Origin of the sequence: Kribbella koreensis (genome assembly GCF_039525325.1) — a bacterium.
Lineage (GTDB): Bacteria > Actinomycetota > Actinomycetes > Propionibacteriales > Kribbellaceae > Kribbella > Kribbella koreensis.
Window position 1 is genome coordinate 14,490 of record NZ_BAAAHK010000002.1, and the last position, 18,561, is coordinate 33,050.

Consider the following 18,561-nt stretch of genomic DNA (forward strand, 5'->3'; position numbering starts at 1 on the left):
ATGACCAGGTACGCGTACGTCGCGATCGCGCCCGACGGTCAGCGCGCCAAGGGGATCACCAAGGCGGACACCCGCGAGGAGGCCGAGCTGGCTCTGTACGAGCGCGAGCTCCGCGACATCCGGGTGACCGAGAAGCCAGGCGTGCTCCAGCTGGAGATCACCGCCCGGCGGGTCAAGCGCGAGGAGGTCATGCACCTGTCCCGCCAGCTCGGCGCGTTCATCAAGGCCGGCCTGCCGCTGATCGATGCCGTGCACAGTCTCGGCCAGGAGGCCGACAACAACTCCGTTCGCCGGATGATGGCCGAGGTCGAGGAGGGCCTGCGAGGTGGCGAGAAGCTGTCCGACTGCTTCGACCGGCATCCCAAGATCTTTCCCGAGTTCTACCGCGGCATTCTGCGATCGGCGGAGCTCAGCGGACAGCTCGACTCGGTGCTGTCCCAGCTCGCGAAGTACCTGGAGCGTGACCTGGAGGCGCGGCGCAAGATCAAGCAGGCGATGATCTACCCGGCCATCGTGTCGCTGATGTCGCTGGTCACCGTCGTGGTGCTGGCCGCGTTCGTGCTGCCGCGGTTCAAGGAGTTCTTCGCGAGTCTGCACGCCACGCTCCCGCTGCCGACCCGGATGCTGCTCGCGGTCACCGACTTCCTCACTGCCTGGTGGTGGGCAGTCGGCATCGGGGCGGCGTCGGTGTGCCTGCTCGTGTTCGCTGTCACCAGGACGCACGGCGGTCGTTATGCCCGGGACAAGCTGTTCCTCAAGCTTCCCGTGCTCGGTGGCACCATTCAGTTCGCTCTGGTCGAGCGATTCTGCCGGATCCTCTCGTCGATGGTCGGCGCCGGCGTACAGCTTCCCGAAGCCCTCCGGGTGGCGACCGGCTCGTTGCCGAACCTCGTCTTCCGGCGTGCGCTCGGTGGAGCCGGTGAGGCACTGCTCGAGGGAGAAGGCCTGGCCCGGCCGCTGGCCGCGACCGGCCTCTTCCCGACCACCGCAGCCCAGATGATGCGGGTCGGTGAGGACACCGGAACGCTCGACAACCAGCTCGAGGTCACCGCGGAGTACTACGAGGGCGAACTGGACTACAAGCTGAAGAAGCTGATCGGCCTGTTCGAGCCGGCCGTCATCATCGTGATGGGGGTCGTCGTCGGCTTCGTCGCCGTCGCGCTGGTGTCCGCGATGTACGGCATCTTCCGTCAGGTCCAGGGCTGATGTCCGGCCGGCACCGGGTCGCCGACGAGCGAGGGGAGACCCTGGTCGAGATGCTGCTGGCAGTCGCGATCATGGGCATCGCCGCGGTGGCGCTGATGGCCGGCCTGACCACGAGCGTGCTGATGTCGGACATCCACCGCAAACAGGCGACCGCCGGTACCACGGTCCGCGACTATGCCGAGGCTCTGCAGAAGTACGTCGCCGATGGCAACTATGTCGACGGCTGTGCTGCGCCGGCCCCGTACACGCTCGGGACCTTCGTGGATCCGGCGGGCTTCCAGCACTCGGTCGTCGCCGGGTCGATCCGGTACTGGGACGGTACGGCGTGGCAGCCGGCCTGTGGCACGGACAAGGGCTTGCAGAAGCTGACCATCAAGGTGGCCAGCGCCGATGGCCGCGCGAGCGAGCAGCTGGTGGTAGTACTGAGAAAGCCTTGTGGACTGGGGGATGTCCTATGCAGCTGAGAGACCGGATCCGCTCCGAAGGCGGGTTCACCCTGGTCGAGTTGCTGGTGGCGATCGTCATCCTCGGCATCATCACGGTTCCGTTGTCCGGCACGGTGGTCAGCGCCTTGAAGAACACCGGCGCGACCCAGGACCGGATGGCCTTGTCGCACGACGCGCAGCTCAGCTCGTCGTACTTCGCCCGTGATGTGGCCGGCGTCGGCATCCGTGACTACGACAGCGTCAACGGCAACTCCTTGCCGTTCAAGTCGTCCGTCCAGCGGAACGCGGCCTACAACCAGGGCGGCTACACCTGCGGAGGGGCCGGTACTCCGGTCGCTGCGCTGCGACTGCTGTCCGATTCGTGGGACCCGGCCGACTCGATGACGACTCCGGAGACGGTCGTCGTCGCCTACTACCTGAAGACGGTTGCCGGTGGCATCGAGCTGCACCGGCTGAAGTGCTCGGGCAGCGACACCCCTGTCGACGTGCCGATCGCGCACAACGTGAAGGCAGGCAGCGTGACCGTGACGTGCTCGTCGACGTGTGAGTCGGCGACGGTGCCGAACGAGATCACGCTCCGGCTGGTGACCACGAAACCATCGGTGGGCGACTACCCGATCACGCTCAACGGTCAGCGGAGGCAGTCATGAAATCCCGGTTCGCTCGCGCCCGCTCCGAGGAGGGAGCCGCACTGGTTCTGGTGATGATCCTTGTCACGGTGATCGCGCTCGGACTGGCCGCGCTGCTGACCAGATCGGACACCGGCCTGCGGACGACGGTGGGGCTACGCGACCAGGCGGCCGCGACGTACAACGCCGACGGCGCCTTGCAGGCGTCGATCAACAACCTGCGCAACAGCACCTACAACGACGCCGCCGGCCAGAAGTGCTTCGGGGCCTCGAACACCCTGCCGCTGAACGGTTTCTACGGTTCCGACTCGGCCGCGGTGACCTGCTCCGCGGACCCGAAGAAAGTCTTGATCCAGTGCCCGTCGCTGTCGCAGTGCAACCGGCCGGGCAACGCGATCCTGACGCTGGGCAAGGTCAGCGGGGAGGACGGTCTCAACATCCGCCAGAACACCGGGTCGACCTTCCGGGTCCGCGGCAACGTGTTCTCCAACTCGAACATCAACGTCGTCAACGGCACCCTGAACACCAACGCCTCGACCTGGGCCAGGACCTCCTGCACGGGCGCGATCCAGAGCACTCCGGCACCGTCGTGCAACTACGGAAGTACGCCGAACGCCCTCGGCGACGATCCCGGATACTCGCCCTCGGCAACCGATCCGCCGGTGCACCGCAACGTGCCGTCCTGCACGACGGCCAACTCGGTGGTGACCTTCCTTCCCGGCACGTACGACGACGTGGTCGGGCTGAACGACATGATGAAGGGCAACAGTTCCTGCAAGAACAGCACCTGGTGGTTCAAGCCTGGGGTGTACTACTTCGACTTCCGCAACACCGGAGTGAACGCCAACCCGCTGCTCCCCAGCCCGGGGAGCGAGGGCAACACCTGGACGGTCAACGACGGCTACCTGGTCGCCGGTACGCCGGTCAACGCGGCCGGCGCCATCATCGCCAGCCCACCGGTACCGGCCTCGATCCCCGGCTCCTGCGACAACCCGATCAAGAACGCGAGCGCGGTCGGCGTGCAGTTCATCTTCGGCGCCGACAGCCGCTTCGCCATCAAGTCCGGCCAGGCCGAGATCTGCGGGACGTACCGGGTGGACAAGGCCCCCGTCGCCATCTACGGCCTGACCACAGGTGCGGACGCGCCGGTTGCGTGGACCGGCAACAGCAACTCGCTGAAGCTCTCCAGTGTGACGTCTGCGGGTGACTTCACGAATGCGACGACCGCAAACCTCGCAACGGGCAGCGATGTCCCGGTCGCGTCCTGGAACAGCAAGAAGAAGAGTGACTCGACCATCCTCAAGGTGAGCGGCTTCGCGCCGACCACGCCGATTCCGGCAGGGTCGGTGCTGAAGTCCGCCGAGGTGAAGATCCTGCACAGGCATACGGACATCACCAATGTCGATTCCTTCGATGTCTCCTTGACCACCGCAGGCGGCCCGGCCCTGACCGGGTCGACTTCCGGCCAGCTCGGCAGCGGGGTCCTGAAGGTCGACACGATCCCGCTGGACACCGCGCGGACCGGAGCCCTCGCCAAGGCCGTGAACGCCGGAACCTACAGCGGCTCGACCATCGACCTCAAGACGAATCTCGTCAACAGTCCCAAGGACGACACCGAGTACATCGACTCGATCCAGCTCGAACTCACCTTCGTTCCGCCGGCGTTTCGGGCTAGCAGTGGCTGTGTCACCAGTACGCCGTATGCGGGCGGCGGTCAGGACGGGGCCAACTGCTCTCTGGTCACGGCGGTCAACAGCGCCGGCAATCAGTTCTACGTCCAGGGCACGACGTACGCGCCGAAGGCGGCACTCGACATCACCCTCAACAACGCGGCCGAGCAGGTCTTCCGCTTCGGGGTCATCTCCCGGTCCCTGTGGGTCAGAGAGACCGGCAGCTTCTCGTACGGGGGCGTGGTGATCGAGGTCCCGGACGACTCGCCAGGCTTCGTCTTCAGCATGTACCTGTCCGTCTACATCTGTCCGAAGTCACCGACCTGTACTCCGACCGGCACGCCCGCCCTACGGTCCAAGGTTGCGTTGGTGGACAGCGACCCCACCACCCCACACGCAGGCGCCCGGCAGGTGACGATCCTCAGCTGGTCGCGGCCTGGATAGGCCGAATCGCCCACGAAAATAGGGCCGAAGGTCCCTGTCTGAGGCTGGGCGGGGGTACCTAGTGTGACTCCCACGGGGGTGGGGTCATGACTGATCGGATTCGGATCGTTCTGGTCGACGGGCACACGTTGACGCGGTTCGGGATGTCGGGGCTGGTGAGTGGGCTGGCCGATATCGAGGTCGTGGGGGATACCGGGTCGGGCGCCGAGGCGCTGGCTCTGGTGGCGGCGGTGAAGCCTGATGTGGTTGTGCTGGACACCGTGTTGCCGGATGGCGACGGGTTGCGGGTTGCTCGTGAGCTACGTGATCAGTACGTCGGTCTCGGCATCGTGGTGCTGACGTCGAAAGGCGGGGACGACGTCCTCTTTCGCGCACTGGAGATCGGGGCGTCGGCCTTTGTCAGCAAGACCGCTCCGGTCGCCGAGGTGCTGGCGGCCATCAGGCACGCCGCAGCCGCCGCGGGGTCCTTTCTCGCGAGCGGGCTCGGCCAGGCCTATGCCCGCAGGCAGTCGGCCCCCACTGGGCCGATCCTGAGTCCGCGCGAGGCCGAGGTCCTGATGCTGCTGGGCCAAGGACTGTCGATCCAGGCCGTCGCGGGCCGGATGTTCGTCAGCCACTCGACGGCCAAGACCTATGTCGCCAGGGTGTACCAGAAGCTGGGCGCCTCCAACCGTGCGCAGGCCCTGATCGCCGGCCTCCGGCTCGGGCTGATCCGCAAGGAACCGGTCAGCGCCTGAGCTCAGTTCATCAGGTGGCGCCAGGCGGTTGCCAGCGGTCCGGCGAAGAAGATTGCCAGTAGGGCGCCGGTGATCATGAACGGGCCGAACGGGAGGGTGGTCTTCCGGCCGGCGCGGCCGACGGCCATTGCTGCCACACCGACGACGGCGCCGAGGACGAAGCCGCTGAAGCCGCCGATCAGCAAGGTGGACCAGGAGAGGTAGGCGAGTACGCCGCCGAGCAGGCCGGAGAGTTTGACGTCGCCCGAGCCCATCCCCGACGGGGCGATCAGTACCAGGAGCAGGAAGAACGCGAACAGGGCCGCCGCTCCGAGGGCGGCCCTTGCCAGCGGCCACCAGTCGTGTTGCCAGGCTGCTGAGGCTGTCAGCAGTACCGCGGTCACCGGGTACGACGGCAGCACGATCGCATTCGGCAGGACCCGGAGCTCGAGGTCGATCAGCGCGAGCGCGACCCCTGCGCCGGCGAACCACAGGTACGCCGGGAGCGCCGGCAGCAGGTCGAGTCGGTCGAGACGCCAGGCCAGCGCGGCGAACAGCAGGCCCGTCGCGAGCTCGACCAGGGGATACCGGACGCTGATCGGCGTACCGCAGTCCGCGCAGCGCCCGCGCAGGATCAGCCAGCCGACGACCGGGAGGTTGTGCCGGGACCGGATCGGAGTACCGCATTGCGGACAGCGTGAGGCCGGCCGGACGACGGACTCGTGGCGTGGCACCCGGTGGATCACGACGTTCAGGAAGGAGCCCACGGCGGTCCCCAGCAGCAGGGCGAGCACGACGGTCATCGCCGGTCCACCTCCTTCGTCAGCGGCTCACATGATCGGCCGGGCAAACGGTTGAAAGCACCTCTCGCAACCTCGTAACAATGGGTGTACGTTCAACGATCAAGGTTACAGAAGGTAATTTTTATCGTCACTTGTCGCCTATTTGTCACGGAACGTTATTTTCAGCGGGGGGAACCGCATGACAAACTCAATCGGTGTTGCCGTCATCGACGGGCACACGCTAACGCGGTACGGGCTGGTCGCCCTGGTGGGCTCGGCCGAGGACATCCGGATGGTGGGGGAGTGTGGTTCGGCCGCCGAGGCCCCCGCTCTGGTCGCGAGTACAGAACCCGACGTGGTCGTGCTCGATGTCGCCCTGCCGGACGGCGACGGGCTGCGGGTCGCCCGTGAGCTGAGGGACCGCTATCCCGAACTCGGTCTCGTGCTGCTCACCTCCAACACGGAGGACGACGTCCTCTTCCGTGCCCTGGAAACAGGCGTCTCCGCGTTCGTCTGCAAGACCGCGCCCAATGCGGAGGTTCTCGCCGCGATCCGGCACGCCTCGGTGGCGGCGTCGTCCTTCACGGCCACCGGTCTCGCGCTGGCCCTGGGCCGCCGTGCGACCCGGCATGCCGGGCTGGTGCTCAGCCCGCGCGAGCGTGAGGTGCTGAATTTGCTGGTGGACGGGCTGTCCGTGCCCGCCATCGCACGGTCGATGTATGTCAGCCCGTCGACCGCCAAGACCTATGTGGCGCGGCTCTACGAGAAGCTCGGCGCCTGCAACCGTGCCCAGGCCATCATGTCCGCGTTGCGGCAGGGCCTGATCGAGCAGAACCTTTCGGTACCTGCCTGACCAGCGCGCTGTCGGCTGAACGGCCGACGGCGTGTCGGGTGAGTGGCCAGGACAGTCGGGCGTTCACCCGCTGTGACGCGGGCCTTGCAGAGGCGAGTGTTTGACGCGGCAGCTAGTGGCATCTGGGGGATGATCGACGGCTTCGCGCATCGGGTCCAGGGGTCGGACGTCCGGTACGCCGGTCGGTCCGTCGCGGGTTGCCGCGCCTGGAAGACCCTGTCTCCGTCGCCTGCCGGAGCAAATGCGAAGGAAGCACCATGAAAGACCGCCTTCGGGCCACCGTCCTGGCCGCCCGAACCATCCACCGCGCCTCGAACCGCCCGACCCGCCGGGTCCACTGGCATCGAATCCACAGCCGCTCCTCCGCTCGCGAGCGCGGCTTCACCCTGATCGAGCTGCTGATCGTGATCGTCATCCTCGGTGTGCTGTCCGGCATCGTGGTGTTCGCGGTCAGCGGGATCCAGGATCGTGGCAACGCTGCCGCCTGCCGGACCGACAAGAAGACCACGCTGGTCGCCGTCGAGGCGTTCTACGCCAAGAACGGCACCTACCCGGCCGCCGGTGACGCCGGCTGGCTCCAGCTCACCGTCGGCGTCGACCAACTCCTGCGGGACCGGCCGACCGGCACCGGCTACACGATCACCCTCGGCGCCAACGGCCTGGTCACCGCCTCCGGCGCCTGTACCTGATCGATACCCCGCCCCTCCCGCGCACCTCACGGCGCGGCGCGGGTGGACCGGCTCGGAGGAGGGCCGGTCCACCCGTTGAGGGAGCGCACCGCAGTACCGCCCAAGGAAGCTGCCCGGGACCGGGCAGCGCCACCCGAGAAAGCCGGCGACCCGGACCGTCGTACCGGATCGCCGCCGGTCTACCGGTTGTCCTCGCAACCGGTAGGCCATCTCGGTGGGGCGGTCCCGATCGATCGGAAGGGATTCCATGAAAGTCCCCGCGCCAGGCAGCCGGGTGGACCTGCTGCTCGAAGAACTCTGGAACGCCGGCGGCACCGACCTGCTTCTGACAGTGGGGATGGCGCCGCAGCTGCGCGTTCACGGCGTACTGCGCCCGGTCGCCGACCGCACCCCGCTGACCCGGACCGACACCGACAGCCTGCTGGCCGAGATGCTCAACCCGCACCGGTCGAACGTCTGGCAGACCACGTACGAGCACGACTTCTCGTTCTCCTGGCGGCAGAGCGCCCGGATCAGAGCGAACGCTTTCACCCAGCGAGGTGACACCGCCCTCGCGCTGCGGATCATCCCGCGCAGCATCCCCACCATGTCGGAGCTCGGCCTGCCGGCGGCGATCGGCAAGTTCGCCCAGTTGCACCAGGGGCTCGTCCTGGTCACCGGCCCGACCGGCTCGGGCAAGTCGACGACGCTGGCCTCGGTGATCCACCAGATCAACACTGACCGGGCCTGCCACATCATCACCATCGAGGACCCGATCGAGTACGTGCACGAACATCGCCGCTCGGCGGTCAATCAGCGCGAAGTGGGCAGTGATACGGCGTCGTTCCCGGACGCCCTCCGCGCGGCGCTGCGGGAGGACCCTGATGTCTTGCTGGTGGGCGAGATGCGCGACCTGGAATCGATCCGGTTCGCGCTGACGATCGCCGAGACCGGCCACCTCGTCTTCGCCACCCTGCACACCAACGACACCGCGCAGTCGCTGGCCCGGATCATCGATGTCTTCCCGGCCGAGCAGCAGTCCCAGGTACGGGTTCAGCTGAGTGCCGCGTTGAGCGGGGTCGTGCACCAGCGCCTGATCCCCCGAACGAGCGGCGGCATGGTCGCCGCCTTCGAGGTGATGATCGCCAACCCGGGCATCCGCAACCTGATCAAGGAAGGCAAGACGCACCAGCTGCGCAACGCGCTCGTCACCGGCCGCCGCGAGGGCATGATCACGCTCGAGCAGTCGCTGTCGGCGCTGCTCCAGGCCGGCGAGATCTCGTACGCCGATGCCGTCTCGCGCTGCGCGCATCCCAAGGAACTCGAAGTCCGGCCGAGGGCAGGAGTGGGAATCAGACCATGAAACATCGCGGACGGGGAACCGCGCCACTGGCGCAGCAGGCCGCAGACAACCAGTATCCGGAGCAGAACGCGCTCGCCGGCGTCGCCGAGCGGGTGAAAGCGTTCCAGGCAAGACATCTGACGCCCGATGACGTCGCTGTCGAGAACGAGGACGCGCCGGTCGTCCAGGTGGTCCAGCTGATCATCACGCAGGGCCTGCGCGACCGCGCCTCCGACATCCACATCGAGCCGCACGACGACCGGGTGCGGGTGAGGTACCGGGTGGACGGCGCGTTGCGGGACAAGATCGAGCTGCCGGGCGCGATCGGGCCGGCCGTGGTCAGCCGGATCAAGGTGCTCGCCGATCTCAACATCATCGAGCGCCGCCGGTCGCAGGACGGGCAGATCCGGATGCGGATCGAGGAGCGCGACGTCGACATCCGCGTCTCCACGACGGCCGTGGTCGGTGGCGAGAAGGCGGTACTGCGGTTGCTCGACAAGAGCCGGCCGCTGTTCCGGCTGGAGCAACTGGGGATGCCGCCGGATCTGGCCGAGCGCTACTCGACGCTGCTGCGTACGCCGTACGGGATGGTCATCTGTGCCGGGCCGACCGGGAGTGGCAAGACGACGACGCTGTACGGCTCGCTGAGCGAGATCGACACCCCTGAGCGCAACATCATGACGATCGAGGATCCGGTCGAGTACTCCTACGCCTCGATCAACCAGATCCAGATCAACGAGGCCGCCGGGATCACCTTCGCCACCGGGCTGAAGTCGATCCTGCGGCAGGACCCCGACGTGATCCTGGTCGGCGAGATGCGCGACGCCGAGACGGCCCGGATCGCCGTCCAGTCCGCGCTGACCGGGCACTTCGTGCTGTCGTCGGTGCACGCGACCGACACCGCGACGGCGCTGCATCGCCTGCTGGACATGGGGATCGAGACGTTCCTGGTCGCTTCCTCGGTCAGTGCGGTGATCTCGCAGCGGTTGATCCGGCGGATCTGCCTCAACTGCCGCTCGTACTACGAACCGCCGCCGCCCGAGGTCGCGTTTCTGCGGACGACCGGGGTTGCCGTGCCGTTGGGCGGCCTCGTCCGTGGTGTCGGCTGCGAGCAGTGCGCCGGGACCGGCTACCTGGAACGTACCGGCGTGTACGAGCTGATGCCGGTCACCGACGCGATCCGCGAGCTCGTGGTCGAACGCGCGCCGCTCGCCGAGATCCGCAAAACCGCTTGCTACGAAGGGATGCGGACGCTTCAGGAGGAAGGCGCGCGGCTGGTCCAGGCCGGCGTCACGACCGTCGCCGAGGTGGTCCGCTCGATCTACACGGTGGGGATGCAATGACGCGATACTCCTACGTCGCGATCCAGCCGAGCGGCAAGACCAAGCACGGTACTACCCGCGCCGACACCCGCGAGGACGCCGAGCTGGCCCTCTACGAGCGCGAGCTGCGCAACATCCGGCTGACCGAGAAGCCCGGGTTGCTGAAGATCGAGCTCACCGCCAAGCGGGTCAAACGCGAGGAGGTGATGCACCTGACCCGGCAGCTCGGCGCGTTCGTGTCGGCCGGGATGCCGTTGACGGAATCGGTGCACAGCCTCGGGCGCGAGTCGGACAACCTGACCGTGCGGCGGATGATGTACGAGGTCGAGGACGGGCTGCGCGACGGCGAGAAGCTGTCGGACTGCTTCGACCGGCATCCGCGGATCTTTCCGGAGTACTACCGCGGGATCCTGCGCTCGGCCGAGTTGAGTGGCCGGCTCGATACCGTCCTGGCCCAGCTCGCGCGCTACATGGAGCGTGATCTGGAGGCGCGGCGGCGGATCAAGCAAGCCTTGATCTATCCGTCGGTGGTGGCCGGGATGTCGCTGGTGACGATGGTGGTGCTGGCCGGCTTCGTGCTGCCCCGGTTCAAGGAGTTCTTCAACAGCCTGGGCGCCGAGTTGCCGCTGCCGACACGGATCCTGCTCGGGATGACGGACTTCCTCACTGCCTGGTGGTGGGCGCTGATGATCGGTACCGGGCTGGTGGTTCTGACGCTGGTCTATGTGCTGAGCACGCCGCCCGGCCGGTATCTGCGGGATCGGTTGTTCCTGGCGTTGCCGGTGATCGGGGCAACGGTTCGGTTCGCTTTGGTGGAGCGGTTCTGCCGCATTCTGTCGTCGATGGTTGCTGCCGGCGTGCAACTTCCGCAGGCCTTGCGGATCGCAACCGGGTCGCTGCCCAACCGGGTGTTCCGGCGTGCTTTGGCCGGGGTGATGGCGTCGATGCTCGCGGGGGACGGGCTCGCGCGGCCGTTGGCTGCGACGGGTTTGTTCCCTGGTACGGCCGCTCAGATGCTGCGGGTGGGGGAGGAGACGGGGACACTCGACCGGCAGCTGGAGGTGACGGCGCAGTACTACGAGGGCGAGCTCGACTACAAGCTGAAGAAGCTGATCGGGCTGTTCGAGCCGGTGGTGATCATCGTGATGGGCGTCGTCGTCGGATTCGTGGCGATCGCCTTGGTGTCGGCGATGTACGGCGTCTTCCGGCAGGTGCAGGGCTGATGCGTGGGCAACGGGGCGAGAGCCTGCTCGAGCTGGTGATCGCGATCGCGTTGATGGGGGTGGCGATCGTGGCGGTGATGTCCGGGCTGACCACGACCGTGCTGCTGTCCGACGTCCAGCGCAAGGAGGCGACGGCGTCGTCCACGGTGCGCAACTACGCCGAGGCGCTCCAGCAGTTCGTTGCTGATGGCCACTATGTCGCGTGCGCGAACGCGGGGTCCTACGTGGTACCGGGCTTCGCGCCGCCGACTGGTTTCACCGCGCGGATCGTTCCCGGGTCGGTCCTGTACTGGACGGGCGCGCTCTGGCTGCCACTTTGCCTTCCCGATCGTGGGGTTCAGAAGCTACGGGTCAAGGTGGACAGTACGGACGGCCGCGCCTCGGAGTACCTGGACGTGGTACTCCGGAAGTCTTGTGGGGTGGATGATCCGCCGTGCTCCTGAAGCGTGACGAGCGGGGCTTCACGTTGATCGAGGTGTTGATCACGATCACGTTGATGGGGGTGGTCGGCCTCGCGCTGTCCGACCTTGTCATCAGCGCGCTCAAGGAGATGAGCGCGACCTCGGACCGGCTCGACGTGTCGCAGGACGAGCAGCTCGGCGCGGTCTACTTCGCGCGAGACGTTGCGGCGTTCGGAGTGCGGGACTACGGTGCGGCGATCGGCGGGGGATCCCTGCCGTTCAAGCCGTCGATCCAGCTGGACGCGGCCGACGACGCCGGCGGCACGACCTGCGGCCCGGCCCCCGTCTCGGCCCTGCGCCTGCTCTCGGATGACTGGGACTTGTCCGTCGTCCCACCAGTACGCCGTACCGCCGTGGTCGCGTACTACCTCCAGCCCGTCGACGGGGTGCTCGAGCTGCACCGAGCGAGGTGTGTCGGCTCCAGCACTCCGTCGTCGGATGTCCGGCTGTCCCAGAGCGTCAAACCCGGGAGCGTGTCCGTGAGCTGCTCGACACCGTGTACTGCGGTAGTCGCACCGCTGTCGGTGACCCTGCGGTACACCGCGACCAAACCGTCCAGTGGCGACCAGGTCGTCGTCTTGAGCGGCCTACGGAGACAGTCATGAGGCGCCGCGATGAGCGCGGTTCCTCTCTGCTCATGGTGCTCGTGGTGATCACTGTGGTGGCACTGGCGTTGTCTGCGCTCCTGACGAGGTCGGACGCGGCGCAGAAGGTGACAGAGAGCCTGCGGAAGGAGGCAGCCTCGTCGTACACGGCTGACGGCGCTATGCAGGCGGCGATCAACAACCTGCGCAACAGCACCTACAACGGCGACGCAGGCCAGCACTGCTTCGGGCTCTCGGACACGCTGTCGCTGCTGGCCTTCGACGGCCTCAACCCTGTTGCCGTGAAGTGCCAACCGGATCCCAAGCAAGCAGTGGTCCAATGCCAGACCGACTCCGACTGCAACCGCCCGGACAACGCCATCCTCGCCCTCAGCACCATCCCCGGCGAGGCAGCGATCTCTGTAGCTCAGCCGGCCGCCTCCACCTTCCGCATCCACGGCAAGGTCTTCTCCAACTCCAGCATCGACGTCACCGCCGGCAGCCTGTCAGCCAGCGGCACCCTCTCAGCTCGGGGCCTGTGCTCGGCCGGTGTCCTAGCTCCCCTCTGCGGCCTAGGAGGCGCCATCCAATCGGCACCGATCTACGACGTCGCGGTGACCACTGTCCCCGCCCACCGCTCGTTACCGCCCTGCACCACACCCGACTCGCTGGTTACCTTCACCCCGGGCTACTACGACGACGCCGACGCCCTGACCCAGATGATGGCCACCACCAGCCCGTGCCATGGCAGCACCTGGTGGTTCAAGCCAGGCACGTACTACTTCGACTTCCACAACACCACCAACCCACTGCTCACCGGCACCAACACCTGGACGATGGCAGCCGGCACCCTCGTAGCCGGCGCCCCGGTGAATGCAGCTGGAGCAGCCATCCCGGCCCCGCCGGTCCCCGCCCCAATCCCCGGTGCCTGTGCCTCTCCCACCTCCGCCGGCAGCGCAGCCGCCGGCGTGCAGTTCATCTTTGGCGGCAACAGCCGACTGGCAGTCGACGGTGGGAAGGCCGAACTCTGCGGCACCTACTCGGCCAGTAGGCCACCGATAGCTGTTTACGGACTCACCAGCGGTTCGGAGACCGTCAGCAGCGACGTGCTGAAGCCGACTGCGGTCAGCTTGCTCAGTAAGTTCGGCTTGTCGGCGACCCCTGGGCGCCTGGGCACGGAGGACGGTGTCGCCGCCAGCTGGAAGAGCACGGTGGCGAGCGAGAGCGCTGGGCTGACCTTGAGCGGCTACAACCAGGCCGGCGCGATCCCAGTCGGCTCCGTGCTCGAATCCGCCGACTTGAAGATCACCCATCGGCACAGCGACCCGCTGACGACCGACAAACTCGACCTCTCGGTCGACGTCGGCCCCGGCGCGCCGATCACCGCATCGATGACCGGCCGGCCAGGCGGATCGGCGTACGGGGTGACAACGATTCCACTCGACGCCTCCCGGACCGGCCAATTGGCGCGCGCGATCTACGGTGGAACGTTCACCGGCGCCTCGATCGCGCTCACCGTCGGCCTCACCGCCAAGGACGACACCGAAGACATCGATGCCATCCGGATCGAGCTCAACTACCGAGAACCCTCGTTCCGCAAGGGAAACGGCTGCGTGACGGACGGCCCGTACCCGGCCACCGGCTGCGCCCTGATCTCCGGCAACGTTGCCGTGAACGGCACCGTCTACGCCCCGGAAGCCGCGCTCGACCTCACCTCCACCGGCGGAAATCGGCCACTGATCGAAGCCGGTGTGGTGATTCGTGCTTTGCGGGTTTCGATTACGGGAAGTCTCAGTGGTGTGGCGATCGATTTGCCGGACGTTTCACCCGGGTTCACCTTCGGGCTGCACCTGTCCGTCTATCTCTGCCCGGGCGCGCTGGTCTGCGTGCCGAGCGGGCGACCGGCACTACAAGCCAAGATCGGGCTCGTCGACGCCGATCCCTCGTCGCCCGATGCCGGGCGGCGGAAGGTGACCGTGCTCGGCTGGTGGCGGCCCGGCTGATGGGAGTTCAGACGCAGTCGTGGGTGCAATCGGTGGCCGGGGGAGAAGAAGCAATGAGTGAGCAGGTCAAGGTCGTCGTCGTGGACGGCCACACGCTGGTCAGGTTCGGCCTGACCGGGCTGGCCGGGCAGGAGCCGGACCTGGAGATCGTCGGCGCGTCCGGCCTCGGCGCGGAGGCGATGGCGATCGTGGCGACCACCAGGCCCGACGTGCTGGTTCTCGACTCGGTACTACCGGACGTCGACGGCCTCCAGGTCGCTCGCGAGATCCGTGATCAGTACTCCGAGCTCGGCATCGTCCTGCTCGCCTCCGACGGTCAGGACGCCGTCCTCTTCCAAGCGCTCGAATCAGGAGTCTCCGCTTTCGTCACCAACACGGCACCGATCGAGGAAGTGCTCGCAGCGATCCGCCATGCGGCAGTGGCCGCCACCAGCTTCACCGCGACCGGTCTGGGTCCAGCGATGGCCAGGCGCGACCAACCCCCAGCACCGCCGCTACTGAGCCCCCGAGAGGCTGAGGTGCTCTCACTACTCGGCCAGGGGCTCTCGGTCCGTGCGATAGCCACGTCCCTTTGCGTCAGCCTCTCGACGGCCAAGACCTACGTGGCGCGGCTCTACGAGAAGCTCGAAGCCTCCAACCGGGCCCAGGCGATCATGCGCGCCCTGAAGCTCGGCCTGCTCGAGTCGTCGTAGCCCCGGAGAGCTACTCTCAGCCGGTGGATGACCGGCGCGTAGTCGTATTAGTCGTTCCGGCAGCCGGCACCTGGGCGCCGCCGGGACGCACGGCCGACGCTTGGCGGTTGGCGCTGGCGGAGGACACGTACGAAGTACTGGCTTCCCTTGATCGCGTAGACGTCGCAGTGGCTGTTGTGGGCGGCGATGACTCTGCGCTGGCTGGGGTGGCTGCGCTCACTTGGCCTGGTACTCCCGTGTACTCCGTCGACCCCACGCGGCCCGTGCTGGACGCGGTGGAGCAGGCCGGCCCTGCAGCGGCGGTGGTAGCCGTCAGCTTCGACGTACCGGATCTCCCCGGGCTCCTGATCGGCAAACTGTTCCGGGCACTCGGCTCGGCCGACTTGGCCGTCACGCCTGCAGAGGACGGCTCGCTCGCCGCGATCGGTGTCAATATCCCGACCGCCTCCTGGGTCACGGAGGCCGCGCCGACCTTCGACACCCCACTGGCGGAACTGGAGAGCATCAAACCCCGCCGCCACGCGATCGGCGTCGGCCCAGGCTGGCACCGTCTGCGATCGAATGCTGACTTAGCGCGACTGGATCCGGGCCTCGAAGGCTGGGACGCGACCAGATCTCTACTCCGAGGTGCTTGAGCCGTCACCTTCTGACGATTGGCTCGTTTTCCCAGGCAGCGGGGACATGGGGGATTTCCACGGGGACCTAGTGGCCGTCGTCGCAACCGACTGTCGGTGCCGTTCAGGGGCGGTGCTACCGGCAGCCGGGGGAGGGGGGAGCGACGACGGCCCACACCCAGACAGACGTGTGCGGGCCGGCCTACAGGGACCGGCCCGCACACCCTCGCTCAACCGCACGCCGGGGATTCACCCCAGCCAGGCCGGCGCTCGTCCGGCTCGTGACGCTTCGCGTCACCTCGCTACCAGGAAATGTGGCCAACGAGCGCCCGGCCGCCAGCCAGCCAATCGCCGGGACCTTGAACACCTTGTGGCGGGCGTGAACACGCTATTACGTGTTCACGGTCGCCGTTAGGTGTCCGAGCCCACCACTGGCGGTTTCGGGCAGCGTCGGTCCGCAGGCAGCTAGCTGATCGGGTAGGCCCGCGCGACCAAGTCGGAAACGGTCTGGTCGATTCCGCCCGGCAGCTCGCCGGCCGCGAACCAGGCCAGATCGTGCGACTCGTCGCTCACCACGTACGCCGTGCCCGCCGCAGCAGTCACCCGGAACTGAACGTCCAGGTGGAACGTCCCCCGGCAGCCGCCGGCCGTGATCTCGTGGCGTGACAACTGCAGCGGTCGCGGATCGATCCGCAACCCGGTCAGGCCGGACTCCTCGGTTGCTTCACGCAACGCAGCGCCTGCCAGCGTCGTGTCGCCCGGCTCGCAGTGCCCGCCGAGCTGCAGCCACCGGTTCACCAGCCCGTGCAACGTCAGCAACACCCTGGGCGCGGCAGCGTCCACGACCAGCGCGCTTGCCGTCAGGTGCTCCGGACGCGACGAGCGCCACATCCCGTCCTCATGCCCGGCCAGGTACTTCAGATAGTGCTCCCGCAGCTCCGCCTGCTCGGCATCCGGTGGATCCCAGCCGGTCAGTACTGCGGTCGCATCAGCGTGCAAGCTCACTTGTCGTCGGGACCCGAGCCGCCCTTGTCCTGAGGAGCCCCGCCGTCCTCCTCGCCCAGGAAGTCGGAGATGTCGATGTCGGCCAGCTCGCCCGCGTGCTGGGCGAACCCGATCGGATCGTCCAGGTCGGAAGCGCTCGGCAGCAGGTCCGGGTGCGACCACAACTCGTCGCGCCCATCCACTCCGCGGGCATCCCGCACTGCGGCCCACAGGTTCGCTGCGTCCCGCAGTCGCCGCGGCCGGAGCTGCAGCCCGACCAGGGTGGCGAAGGTCTGCTCCGCCGGACCCCCGGCCGCGCGACGGCGGCGTACGGTCTCGGCAAGCTGCACTGCGGAAGGCATCCGGTCCTTCGTCGCCTCGCGGACGACATCGTCGACCCAGCCCTCGACCAGCGCTAGCGCCGTCTCGAGCCGGACCAGTGCCGCCTTCTGCGCCTCGGAGTCCTCGGGCTCGAACAGGCCACCCTGGAGAGCCTCCTGGATCGCCTCGGGGTTCTGCGGGTCGATCTCGGACATCGCGCGCTCGATCTTGCCGCTGTCGACCTCGATCCCCGACGCGTAGTCGCCGACCGCGGCGAACAGGTGCTGGCGCAGCCACGGCACCCCGGCGAACAGCCGCTGGTGCGCGCACTCGCGCAGGGCTAGGTACAGGCGTACGTCCTCGTCGGTGAGCCCCAGCCCCTCGGCGAACTTCGCCACGTTGTCCGGGATCAGTACTGCCTGGCCGGCCGGGCCTAGCGGCAGGCCGATGTCGGAGGAGCTGACCACCTCGCCGGCGAGCTCACCCAGTGCCTGCCCGACCTGGGCACCGAAGATCGAGCCGCCCAGCTGTCGGAGCATGCCGCCCATCGGCCCGGCCATCTGCTGGGCCTCCGCGGGAAGCGCGCCGCCCATCGCACCGGCAACGTGCTCGGCGACTGGGTCCACGACGGTCTGCCAGACCGGCAGGGTGTTCTCCACCCACTCCGCCCGGCTCCAGGCCGCTGACGTGGCCGATGCCTCGGGCAGCGTGGTCGCTGGGTCCAGCCAGTGCTCTGCCAGCCGTACTGCGTCCGCGACCCGCTCGTTGTCCGCCGGGGTGACCGAGCGGTCGCCGGCTGCAGAAACGGTCTTGCGGGCGATGTCCTTGGCCAGGTCCCAGTTCACCGGCTTGCCGTCGCCCGAACCGCTGAGCAGCTGCTGGACCTGCGCGAAGATCGCGTTCAGGTCTACGCCGTCAGCGCCGCCAGGGCCGGCCGCACCGGAGAACTGCTGGAACATGGCCTCGAACGGAGTTCCCTTGAACGGGTTGTCCGGTTCGTCGCTCATCGGAGTGGGCCTTCCTGTGCAGGTGGGGCGTACTACTCCAACGTACTGGTTCCCCGGTTCCGTTCCTCCGTAGGCGAACGGATTACCTTGGTCACGCGGCGGCACGCGCTGGTGCGACGATGTAGACAGTATGGTGCGCGCAGAGAGTAAGGACCGATCATGACCGAGACCATCAGGCTGCTGGACATCCGCGACACCGCGCTGTCCAGCGACGAGGTGCTGGCCGCGATCGCCGACCCCACAGCCGGCGGTACGGCGCTGTTCCTCGGTACCGTCCGCAACCACGACCACAATCTCGCGGTCGAGGAGCTGACCTACGAGGCCCACCCGGAAGCGCTCAAGCACCTCCGCGTGGTCGCCGAACGGGTCTGCGAGAACCCGGCCGTGACCGCCCTGGCCGCCGTGCACCGCACCGGCGTACTGGCCGTCGGGGACATCGCTGTCATCGTCGCCGTGGCCGCGGCACACCGCGATGTCGCCTTCGCCGCCTGCCGTCAGCTGATCGACGAGCTCAAGGCTGAGGTCCCGATTTGGAAACAGCAGCGCTTCGCAGACGGTGCGAGCGAGTGGGTCGGCGCTTGCTGACCCGTACGC

General features: G+C 67.6%; 19 protein-coding genes. 16 read left to right on the top strand and 3 right to left on the bottom strand.

The window, feature by feature from the left end:
* The 5 genes from ABD116_RS02325 (at window position 1) to ABD116_RS02345 (ending at window position 5,132) form a co-directional block, all read left to right on the top strand.
* Window positions 1-1,206: a type II secretion system F family protein gene (locus ABD116_RS02325; RefSeq protein WP_343964266.1), complete on the top strand. Its 1,206-nt coding sequence runs from the start codon at window positions 1-3 to the stop codon at window positions 1,204-1,206.
* Window positions 1,206-1,670 carry a type II secretion system protein gene (locus tag ABD116_RS02330; protein ID WP_343964267.1) on the top strand — a complete coding sequence of 155 codons (465 nt, stop codon included), beginning with the start codon at window positions 1,206-1,208 and terminating at the stop codon, window positions 1,668-1,670. Before ABD116_RS02325 ends, ABD116_RS02330 begins: the two co-directional genes overlap by 1 nt.
* Window positions 1,661-2,302, top strand: a complete 642-nt coding sequence (locus ABD116_RS02335; RefSeq protein WP_343964269.1) for a PulJ/GspJ family protein — start codon at window positions 1,661-1,663, stop codon at window positions 2,300-2,302. Before ABD116_RS02330 ends, ABD116_RS02335 begins: the two co-directional genes overlap by 10 nt.
* The gene (locus tag ABD116_RS02340) at window positions 2,299-4,395 is read left to right on the top strand and encodes a pilus assembly PilX family protein (protein WP_343964271.1); all 2,097 of its coding nucleotides are present in this window, start codon (window positions 2,299-2,301) and stop codon (window positions 4,393-4,395) included. Before ABD116_RS02335 ends, ABD116_RS02340 begins: the two co-directional genes overlap by 4 nt.
* Before the next feature lie 86 nt (window positions 4,396-4,481).
* Window positions 4,482-5,132, top strand: coding sequence for a response regulator transcription factor (locus ABD116_RS02345; RefSeq protein ID WP_343964273.1), 651 nt, complete (start codon window positions 4,482-4,484; stop codon window positions 5,130-5,132).
* A 2-nt stretch (window positions 5,133-5,134) separates the two neighbouring features.
* Here the strand turns inward: ABD116_RS02345 and ABD116_RS02350 are convergent, their stop codons facing one another.
* Window positions 5,135-5,914: a prepilin peptidase gene (locus ABD116_RS02350; RefSeq protein WP_343964275.1), complete on the bottom strand. Its 780-nt coding sequence runs from the start codon at window positions 5,912-5,914 to the stop codon at window positions 5,135-5,137.
* A gap of 178 nt (window positions 5,915-6,092) precedes the next feature.
* Between ABD116_RS02350 and ABD116_RS02355 the strand changes: the two genes are divergently transcribed.
* From ABD116_RS02355 to ABD116_RS02400, 10 genes are all read left to right on the top strand, one after another.
* On the top strand, window positions 6,093-6,746 hold the full coding sequence (locus ABD116_RS02355; protein ID WP_343964277.1) for a response regulator: 654 nt from the start codon (window positions 6,093-6,095) through the stop codon (window positions 6,744-6,746).
* 257 nt (window positions 6,747-7,003) lie between these two features.
* Window positions 7,004-7,435 carry a type II secretion system protein gene (locus ABD116_RS02360; RefSeq protein ID WP_343964279.1) on the top strand — a complete coding sequence of 144 codons (432 nt, stop codon included), beginning with the start codon at window positions 7,004-7,006 and terminating at the stop codon, window positions 7,433-7,435.
* A gap of 247 nt (window positions 7,436-7,682) precedes the next feature.
* Entirely contained in the window at window positions 7,683-8,777 is a 1,095-nt protein-coding gene (locus ABD116_RS02365) for a type IV pilus twitching motility protein PilT (protein WP_343964281.1), read from the top strand.
* Window positions 8,774-10,099: a GspE/PulE family protein gene (locus tag ABD116_RS02370; RefSeq protein ID WP_343964283.1), complete on the top strand. Its 1,326-nt coding sequence runs from the start codon at window positions 8,774-8,776 to the stop codon at window positions 10,097-10,099. The genes ABD116_RS02365 and ABD116_RS02370 overlap by 4 nt, the downstream gene beginning before the upstream one ends.
* Complete coding sequence (locus ABD116_RS02375; protein WP_343964285.1) at window positions 10,096-11,301, top strand: type II secretion system F family protein; 1,206 nt, start codon at window positions 10,096-10,098, stop codon at window positions 11,299-11,301. The genes ABD116_RS02370 and ABD116_RS02375 overlap by 4 nt, the downstream gene beginning before the upstream one ends.
* Window positions 11,301-11,744, top strand: a complete 444-nt coding sequence (locus ABD116_RS02380; protein WP_343964287.1) for a type IV pilus modification PilV family protein — start codon at window positions 11,301-11,303, stop codon at window positions 11,742-11,744. Before ABD116_RS02375 ends, ABD116_RS02380 begins: the two co-directional genes overlap by 1 nt.
* Window positions 11,735-12,367 carry a PulJ/GspJ family protein gene (locus ABD116_RS02385; protein WP_343964289.1) on the top strand — a complete coding sequence of 211 codons (633 nt, stop codon included), beginning with the start codon at window positions 11,735-11,737 and terminating at the stop codon, window positions 12,365-12,367. The genes ABD116_RS02380 and ABD116_RS02385 overlap by 10 nt, the downstream gene beginning before the upstream one ends.
* On the top strand, window positions 12,364-14,349 hold the full coding sequence (locus tag ABD116_RS02390; protein WP_343964291.1) for a hypothetical protein: 1,986 nt from the start codon (window positions 12,364-12,366) through the stop codon (window positions 14,347-14,349). The genes ABD116_RS02385 and ABD116_RS02390 overlap by 4 nt, the downstream gene beginning before the upstream one ends.
* Window positions 14,350-14,402: 53 nt before the next feature.
* Complete coding sequence (locus tag ABD116_RS02395) at window positions 14,403-15,041, top strand: response regulator transcription factor (RefSeq protein ID WP_343964293.1); 639 nt, start codon at window positions 14,403-14,405, stop codon at window positions 15,039-15,041.
* A 23-nt stretch (window positions 15,042-15,064) separates the two neighbouring features.
* Window positions 15,065-15,676: a DUF2064 domain-containing protein gene (locus tag ABD116_RS02400; RefSeq protein WP_343964295.1), complete on the top strand. Its 612-nt coding sequence runs from the start codon at window positions 15,065-15,067 to the stop codon at window positions 15,674-15,676.
* A 444-nt stretch (window positions 15,677-16,120) separates the two neighbouring features.
* Here ABD116_RS02400 and ABD116_RS02405 read toward each other — a convergent pair whose 3' ends face one another.
* A complete protein-coding gene (locus ABD116_RS02405) occupies window positions 16,121-16,660 on the bottom strand; it encodes an NUDIX hydrolase (protein ID WP_343964297.1) in 540 nt (179 codons plus the stop codon).
* Window positions 16,657-17,967 carry a zinc-dependent metalloprotease gene (locus ABD116_RS02410; protein WP_343964299.1) on the bottom strand — a complete coding sequence of 437 codons (1,311 nt, stop codon included), beginning with the start codon at window positions 17,965-17,967 and terminating at the stop codon, window positions 16,657-16,659. The genes ABD116_RS02405 and ABD116_RS02410 overlap by 4 nt, the downstream gene beginning before the upstream one ends.
* Window positions 17,968-18,126: 159 nt before the next feature.
* On the opposite strand from ABD116_RS02410, the gene ABD116_RS02415 reads away from it, so the two are divergent.
* Window positions 18,127-18,552, top strand: coding sequence for a molybdenum cofactor biosynthesis protein MoaE (locus ABD116_RS02415; protein WP_343964301.1), 426 nt, complete (start codon window positions 18,127-18,129; stop codon window positions 18,550-18,552).
* The last annotated feature ends 9 nt before the right edge of the window (window positions 18,553-18,561 follow it).